The 7,804-nt window shown below is 36.2% G+C and carries 7 protein-coding genes and 1 pseudogene; 4 read left to right on the top strand and 4 right to left on the bottom strand.

Annotated elements, in window-relative coordinates:
- Nucleotides 1–532: 532 nt before the first annotated feature.
- The 3 genes from OZD67_RS01730 to OZD67_RS01720 are packed head-to-tail and all read left to right on the top strand — an operon-like array spanning nt 533 to nt 3,946.
- On the top strand, nt 533–1,642 hold the full coding sequence (locus tag OZD67_RS01730) for an outer membrane protein assembly factor BamB family protein (protein ID WP_182183793.1): 1,110 nt from the start codon (nt 533–535) through the stop codon (nt 1,640–1,642).
- Nucleotides 1,635–3,014, top strand: coding sequence for a dihydrolipoyl dehydrogenase (gene lpdA / locus OZD67_RS01725; protein ID WP_182183791.1), 1,380 nt, complete (start codon nt 1,635–1,637; stop codon nt 3,012–3,014). The genes OZD67_RS01730 and lpdA overlap by 8 nt, the downstream gene beginning before the upstream one ends.
- Nucleotides 3,015–3,016: 2 nt before the next feature.
- Nucleotides 3,017–3,946, top strand: coding sequence for a tyrosine recombinase XerC (locus OZD67_RS01720; RefSeq protein ID WP_182183789.1), 930 nt, complete (start codon nt 3,017–3,019; stop codon nt 3,944–3,946).
- Nucleotides 3,947–3,948: 2 nt separating this feature from the next.
- Here OZD67_RS01720 and OZD67_RS01715 read toward each other — a convergent pair whose 3' ends face one another.
- From OZD67_RS01715 to OZD67_RS01700, 4 genes are all read right to left on the bottom strand, one after another.
- On the bottom strand, nt 3,949–4,467 hold the full coding sequence (locus tag OZD67_RS01715) for a TomO hydrophobic C-terminal domain-containing protein (RefSeq protein ID WP_259346679.1): 519 nt from the start codon (nt 4,465–4,467) through the stop codon (nt 3,949–3,951).
- Nucleotides 4,468–4,511: 44 nt separating this feature from the next.
- Entirely contained in the window at nt 4,512–5,333 is an 822-nt protein-coding gene (locus tag OZD67_RS01710; protein WP_259346678.1) for an ankyrin repeat domain-containing protein, read from the bottom strand.
- Nucleotides 5,334–5,417: 84 nt separating this feature from the next.
- The gene (gene trxB, locus OZD67_RS01705) at nt 5,418–6,356 is read right to left on the bottom strand and encodes a thioredoxin-disulfide reductase (RefSeq protein WP_182183787.1); all 939 of its coding nucleotides are present in this window, start codon (nt 6,354–6,356) and stop codon (nt 5,418–5,420) included.
- Nucleotides 6,343–6,942: a peroxiredoxin gene (locus OZD67_RS01700; RefSeq protein WP_182183785.1), complete on the bottom strand. Its 600-nt coding sequence runs from the start codon at nt 6,940–6,942 to the stop codon at nt 6,343–6,345. Before OZD67_RS01700 ends, trxB begins: the two co-directional genes overlap by 14 nt.
- A gap of 442 nt (nt 6,943–7,384) precedes the next feature.
- Here OZD67_RS01700 and OZD67_RS06495 point away from each other — a divergent pair.
- Nucleotides 7,385–7,804, top strand: a pseudogene (locus OZD67_RS06495) (IS110 family transposase); the annotation flags it as partial.

Raw genomic sequence — 7,804 nt, 5'->3', positions numbered from 1 at the left:
CATCCCGCTACGTGCTAGCGGGATTTCTTGTTAGCGGATGAGATACCACGAATGAATCGCGGTATGACGGTTCGTGGCGGGATGACGGTTAAGCAATTCGTCATCCCGCTGCTTGTTAGCGGGATCTCTTGCTAGCGGATGAGATACCGCGAATGAATCGCGGTATGACGGTTAAGTAGGGTGTCATTCCAGTCTGGAATCTAGTTCTTATTGTACATTTACTTGGTGTAGAGTTAAGTTTCCTGGATCCAAGTAGTCTGGGCACTGGGATGACGAAAAAAGGAGCTACTCGGATGACAAGAAAGAGGCTACTTGGATGACATCTTTCTTCTTGGTATAAATTACTTTTATATCTCAATGTTCATACAGCTATGCACGTTGCCGCATAGTGGATGAGCTCTAAGAGTATAGTTTTTACATAATAATATAACATTCTGTTCATAAATCAATGTTTCAACGTACAACAAGAACATTTTCATTGTGATTAAGATTTCTAGTATGTATATTAATAAATCTTGTTCTCAACTAAGTAATGAAAGTAATAATTGTCATAATAATGTTATTGTGTAGCAGTTACACAATGGCAAGCGAGCGAATAAGTCTAGTGGATAAAAAACTATCTCAAGGATATGTAGCTCCAGTGCTTACAGAAGATAGCGTTATTTTATCAGACAAGCACGGCGCTTTATATTCCTTTGATATTGATAACTCAAAGGCTATGAATTGGAAATTACACCTCTCACATAGGAAAAAAATTGGTAACATTAGCCTATCGCATTATGAAAAAAATGTTTTCTTTATAGTGGATAACACTTTACACGCAATAGATGCAAAAACTGGCAAGATTGAGTGGGAAAAAGAATTGAGAGCTCCAGTAAGAGGGAAAGCAGCAGTAATAAATAATAAATTGGTAGTATTGACTATTGATAATTATCTGTACGTGTTTGATATAAAAGATGGTAGCTCCGCTTGGGCTTATCAAAACGGTATCAATGAGGTTCGAGGTTTGTATTCCATATCGCCAACAATTTCTAACGATAAAATAATAGCACCATTTTCAAATGGTGAGTTAATAGCTTTTAATGAAGACGGTAAAAAATTGTGGAGCCAAAAATTGGCTACAAACCTTTTGGATACACAGCTCACAGATGTAACTACTACACCGAGAGTGCTTGGCGATACTTTAATAGCTACAAATAATTCTTATATTTATGGTATTAACGTGAGATCAGGAAATATTTTATGGTCAAAGTCACTGCAAGTAAAAAATGTATCAGACATTGAGTCATATTATAGTCCTCTTATTCCTGCAGAGAAACAAAAAGAAGGCGGAAGAATTTTTATAGTAACTGAAGATAATAAAATAATCGGCCTGGATATAAAAAATGGAGAAACAGTCTGGGCATCTGATTTAATAGAAAATACGCAATTGTTTGCTCCAATTGTGCATGCCCATACACTGTGGGTGACAAGCAATAAAGGTTCAATGCTTGCTTTTCCTGGATCTGAAAGTGCAGGAAAGGTAGTCAAAGTACCTGGTAATGTGTTTCACACTCCAGTGTTTACTCACGATAAAATATATGTAACAACTGAGGGAAATGGTGTTTATTCTTTAGAAAATAGGTTTGTTCTTTATGATTGATTATGATCTGATTGTTATAGGTGGTGGTCCAGGCGGTTATAAGTGTGCTATCGCTGCTGCAAAACTTGGATTGAAAGTTGCCTGCATAGATAAAAATAGCATTTTTGGTGGTACATGCTTGCGAGTTGGATGCATACCTTCCAAAGCACTACTTCATTCTTCCTATCAGTATGCTCACACGAAAAATGATCTGTCGAAGCTTGGCATAAAAATTAAGGATGCAAGTTTCGATTTAAAAGAAATGCTAAGCTATAAGGATGCCAGAGTTCAGGAACTTGGAAAAGGTATAGAATATCTGTTTAACCTTCACAAAATCACTAAAATCAATGGACTTGGGAAAATTACTTCTTTTGACCAAGATAATCTTGAAGTTTCAGTTGAAGATAAGGTGCTGAAGACAAAAAATATAGTAATTGCAACCGGTTCTGACGTTATTTCTTTGCCAGGAATTAATATCGATGAGGAAAGTATTATTTCATCAACTGGTGCATTGTCTTTAACTGAAGTACCAAAAAAACTTGTCGTAATCGGAGCCGGGGCAATAGGGCTTGAAATGTCTTCTGTATGGAGGAGGCTAGGGTCTGAAGTCACTGTAGTAGAATTTTTTGATAGAATCGCTGCAGCAATGGATGGAGAATTAAGTAAGTCTCTACTTTCTAGTCTACAAAAACAAGGAATAAAATTTTTACTTAGCACTAAAGTTGAGGGAATAAAACAAAGTAGTAGCTCTTTGAGTGTAAAAGTTTGTTCTGTAAAAGATAATCAAACAAACACTATAGAGGCGGATAAGGTATTGGTGGCAGCAGGACGCAAACCATACACTGAAGGTCTTGAAAAAATAAAAAAAGATAATCGTGGTTTCGTTCAAGTTAACAACAGATATGAAACTAATGTGAGAGGAATATTTGCTATTGGTGATGTGATTGGTGGAGCAATGCTTGCTCATAAAGCAGAGGAAGAAGGAGTGGCAGTTGCAGAGATAATAGCAGGACAGTCACCTCACGTTGATTATGAAATTATACCATCTGTCATTTACACTCACCCTGCGGTTTCTTCGATCGGTAAAGCCGAAGAGGAACTCAAAAATGCTGGCTATAAGTACAAAGTTGGTAAATGTCAATTTGCTGCAAACGGCAGAGCAAAAATCACTGGTGATGCTGAAGGATTCGTGAAAGTGCTGACTTGTAGCAGAGCAGATACAATACTAGGTGTGCATATCATAGGAGCATACGCTGATACGCTAATCAACGAAGCAGCGGTTGCAATGGCATATGGCGCAGCAGCAGAGGATATATACAGAATTTGTCACTCTCATCCTGATATAAATGAAGCCTTTCGAGATGCGTGCATCGATGCTTTCTTTAAAAAATAATTGTGGACCTCGGTTCAATCATTGAAAAATGGTATGAGTGGCTGAGGTGCAACAGATCTTATTCACCAAACACTTTAGATTCATACATGAGGGACTTGAAGGATCTTATAAGTTTCTTAAATACTCACATTGGTGGAGAAGTAAATGTCGGCACTTTGGAAAAATTGAGCGTACCTGAGCTCAGAAGTTGGCTTACCTCTCGGTATGCAAGAGGTGTGAATGCAAGATCTAACACTCGAGCACTCTCAGTAATCAGAAATTTTTTCAAGTACATAAAAAACAACTACAATATAGACAATGAAGCTGTATTTTCCTTATCAAGGCCAATTCAGAGAAGAACTCTGCCCAAAGCATTATCAATACCTGATATAAAAACTTTGGTGAAAGAAATGAAATTATCTGACTTGAGCGAACCTTGGGTGGTAAAAAGAGAAATTGCAATTATTGTCCTGCTATATGGTACAGGCTTAAGAATCAGTGAAGCGTTGAACCTTGGGGTTAGTGATATTAACAATGAAAGTTTAATAGTAACAGGTAAGGGAGATAAACAAAGGCAGGTATTCATTCTTCCGGTAGTAAAAAAATGTATACAGGAATATGTAAAAGCCTGCCCTTATCTTGGCATTAATAATGAAACACAATATCTTTTTTTGGGAGTAAGAGGAAAAAAATTGGGAAGAACTTATGTGGCTAATCGTTTGCAGAAAATAAGGAGAATATTAAATCTGCCAGAAATTTTATCTCCACATGCATTTCGTCATAGTTTTGCTACTCATTTGCTTCAGGAAGATATTGATATAAGATCAATACAACAACTGCTTGGTCATTCGAGTCTTGAGACTACTCAAGTTTACACTCACCTCAATTATCAAGATGTTTTTAACATGTACAAAAATTTTCAGCAGAGTTTGGAGAAGAAGCCAAAACCTTAACTTCATTCTAAACTGATAACATTACCAAGCTGAGTGCTTTTAACGTCGCTAAGTGCTGTGTTTGCTTTGTATGAACAGTAGCATCCAATTGTAAAGAAGGCAAATGCAGTTACAGCAAGTGGAATACATATTTCCAAATTAGGTATTGTTAAACATGCACCAACAGCAAACGCTCCAGACAACACAAAAGAAGCAGAAGCGAAGTTGCTTTGTTTTCTACTAGGAGAAATTACTTGTGAGGATTTTTCGTTTTTATTACTCAGACTTTTAGTACGGAGCAATCTATTTTCTGATAAAAGCCTATCTCTTTCTTTCCTTACTTGTTTCAAATCTCTTTCTAATAGTGAAATTTTGCCAGTTTTATTCGTTAGCTCTTGCTCTTTCTCTACAAGTTGAGCTTTTGTCTTTTCAAATTCTTCTACAAACCTCTCAAAATCTTTTGGTATATTATTCGTATTTGCAGGAAATTTTTCATTTAGATAATTTGTAATAGATTCGATTGGATTATTAATACCCCTCAATGCAGCAGTAACAATCGCACGATTTATGAAACAATTATCTTCTACTAATTTTTTACATCATCTAAATCTTTTTTATTAATAGTATCGGTTAATCGCTCTGTAATAGCTTGTTTAATTATTTGCTTCACCCATGAATTTCGCTCTATAGCTTGTATTGACTTTATTTGACTAAAATCTAGCTCTTTATGTTTTAAAAGTTTTGTCAATACTTCTTTGTTATCTGATGTTATTCCTTGTAAACATGATTGAATAATTAAGCTAAGCAGCGTTTCTATTTCTCCATTTTGGTTCCTTTTCCAGCAATTAGGGTTAGACTCTTGATTTAATAGTCTTTTCGCTTGGTAAATGTTTCCGCTAGAAAGAGCATCTAATAATTCTCTTTCTTTTCGTGCTTTTTGTATTTCTATTATCAAATACTCAGCACGATTTTGTCTAGCACATTCCTCAGGATTTTGCTGTTTTTTATTAGTTAGGTAAGTGCTTATGTTTGGATGACTTAGTAAGAGTTGTAACGTTTTCTTTTGCTGAAAGCACATTGCTAGATACAAAGCTGTATTGTTATTATTTTGTTCGCGAATATTAACATCTATGCTCCGGTGTAGTAGAAGTAACCTAATCATATTCTGATATTCTTTTTCTGTTTTAGAGCCTGCAGACAAATTAATAGCTATGGATATCAAAGGTATCATGCCCTCCTTATCAAACGCATTAACATCCGCACCTTCTGCTAGAGCTTGTTTAAAAGCTTCTAGGTTTTCATCATCAATAGCCTTAAATAACTTTTGTGTTGGTTCATCAAGCGGTTCTGGAGTTCTCTGATTATATCCGTAACCAGTAGTACTTGTCCTATTCCCTCCATAAAGCATATTAAACCTACCTAATAATTTACTAATATAAGTATGTAAAAAAAAGGAAAATTGCAAGTAATTTATTCAAAATCCTAGAATTAACTACGACTCTAAAAACTTTTCTGCATCAAGTGCAGCCATGCACCCTGTTCCTGCTGCAACTACTGCCTGGCGATACACCTTATCTTGAACATCACCTGCAGCAAATACTCCTGCTTTACTAGTTAAAGTTGTTCCAGGTTTTGTAATTATATAACCCTGCTGATCCATTTCAACAAAGCCTTTAAAAATACCTGTATTTGGTGCATGCCCAATTGCAATGAACACTCCATCCACTTCTAACTCTTGAGCTTCCGTTGATTTAACTATAATACCAGTAACTTTTTTTGGATTTTCTTCTCCAAGAATCTGCTCTATGGTGTGGTTCCACATTACTTTTATTTTATCATTTTTAAAGAGCCTATCTTGCATTACTTTTTCCGCTCTTAATTTATCACGTCTGTGTATTAATATCACTTTTTTGGCAAATCGAGTTAAAAATATTGCTTCTTCAACAGCAGTGTTTCCACCACCAACCACAGCTACAACTTTATTCCTAAAAAATGCACCATCACAAGTTGCACAAGCTGAAACTCCGTAACCTTGAAATTCCTTTTCACTCTTGAGACCAAGCCACTTCGCTTGCGCACCAGATGCAATTATAATTGCATCTGAATAGTAGTCATTAGTATTACCAGAAGATCTAAACCTATACTCATTAGAATCCTCAAGTTGTTCAACGCTTTTTATCTCATCATCTATTATCTTTGCTCCAACCTTTTCTGCATGCAACCTCATTTGCTCCATTAGTTCTGGCCCTTGTATTGAAACAAAACCAGGATAGTTTTCAACATCTGTAGTAATTGTAAGCTGACCACCAGGCTGCATTCCCGTTACTACAATTGGCTCTAAGTTTGCACGTGCTGCATATATAGCAGCAGCATAACCCGCTGCTCCAGATCCAATAATAAGAACTTTTGTACTAAATCTATAATTCTTCACTGTATGAGTTTAGATAATCAGCTACTCCTTCATTACTCGCCTGCATTGCCGGCTTGCCCCTCTTCCATCCAGCTGGACATACCTCACCATGCTCTTCATTATGTTTAATTGCATCAACGACTCTAACGAACTCATCGATATTACGCCCTAAAGGCAAATCATTTATTGATTGATGACGTACAATAAATTTATCATCAATAACGAAAGTTGCTCTCAGCGCAATTGAGTCATCATATAAGACCCCATAGTCTCTTGATATAGACTTTTTGATATCAGACACTAAAGTGTAGCTAACTTCTCCAATACCACCATCATTAACTGGAGTGTTTCGCCATTTATAATGTGAAAATTTTGAATCTACACTTATTCCTATCACTTCAACACCACGTTTTGAAAAATCCTCTATTTTATTACTAAATGATATCAACTCAGTTGGACAGACAAAGGTAAAATCAAGTGGATAGAAAAAAAGGACAGCATACTTATTTTTTATGCGCTTACTCAGACAGAAATCATCAACAATTTCTCCGCCAGAGAGAATAGCTGAAGCAGTAAAATCGATAGCAGATTTTGTTACAAGATTCATAATCGACCTATTCTTTTAAAATAACTTCAATTTTACATCTTAATAAACTTATATGCAAGTTTTCTTTGGTTTTAGTCCTATAAAAACTTCCTCAAATAGCTCTTCTTTTTTACCGATAAGATACAATCTAGTTTCACTTTATGACGGTGTCGTCCCAGCGCCCCTATGATGTCATTTCGGTGCTCCTTTCTTGTCATCCAAGTAGCCTCCTATAATGTCATCCCAGTGCGTGACACTTGTATCTTTATGATGTGAGGCATTAGAGCTAAAATACCTCACAGGGAGGGTGAAGCTGATGCGACACTAATGCCATTAAGGCCGAATCCCAGATTTTGCTTCCCTCCCATAGAGTTAAAGACAGAACAGTATCTTTTGGAATTATATCCCGTATTACAAGGTTAGTCTAAACTCTCAGTTTATTTATAGTCTTGGAGGCAATTTTATGCAAGTAAATGCTATTTTGGGTGTGGATATTTCAAAAAAGAAATTTGATGTTTGTTAGTGGAGAGTAAAAAACGACACAAAGTCTTTCAAAATAATCAAGATGGTTTTGCAAAACTTGTAGTTTGGTGCAATGGCCATGGAGCAAATCTTACTCATTTATGTCTTGAAGCAACTAGTTGGTATGGAGAAGATTTGGCTACTTTTATGCACGATTTAGGACATAATGTCAGTATAGTAAATCCAGAAAGCTTTTGGCAAAAGTGAGCTGCTCAGAAATAAGACAGATAAATCAGATGCAGCTATGATAGCTGGATTTTGTATCGCCAACAAACCTACTTTTTGGAAGCCCATTGCACCTGAAATGAGGCATTTGAGGGCGTTGCATGCAATCGCTAAAAGATGATAAGGTGCAACAGAC

The organism is Wolbachia endosymbiont of Drosophila nikananu, assembly GCF_028981865.1.
Taxonomy (GTDB): domain Bacteria; phylum Pseudomonadota; class Alphaproteobacteria; order Rickettsiales; family Anaplasmataceae; genus Wolbachia; species Wolbachia pipientis_B.
Note: the sequence above shows the minus strand (reverse complement) of the source record. Positions and strands in the feature narration are given on the sequence as shown.

What these genes read in the sequence shown, in the direction of transcription:
- OZD67_RS01730 (WP_182183793.1), top strand. Translation starts at nt 533, where the DNA reads ATGAAAGTAATAATTGTCATAATAATGTTATTGTGTAGCAGTTACACA.
- lpdA (WP_182183791.1), top strand. Translation starts at nt 1,635, where the DNA reads ATGATTGATTATGATCTGATTGTTATAGGTGGTGGTCCAGGCGGTTAT.
- OZD67_RS01710 (WP_259346678.1), bottom strand. Translation starts at nt 5,333, where the DNA reads ATGCTTTATGGAGGGAATAGGACAAGTACTACTGGTTACGGATATAAT.
- OZD67_RS01700 (WP_182183785.1), bottom strand. Translation starts at nt 6,942, where the DNA reads ATGAATCTTGTAACAAAATCTGCTATCGATTTTACTGCTTCAGCTATT.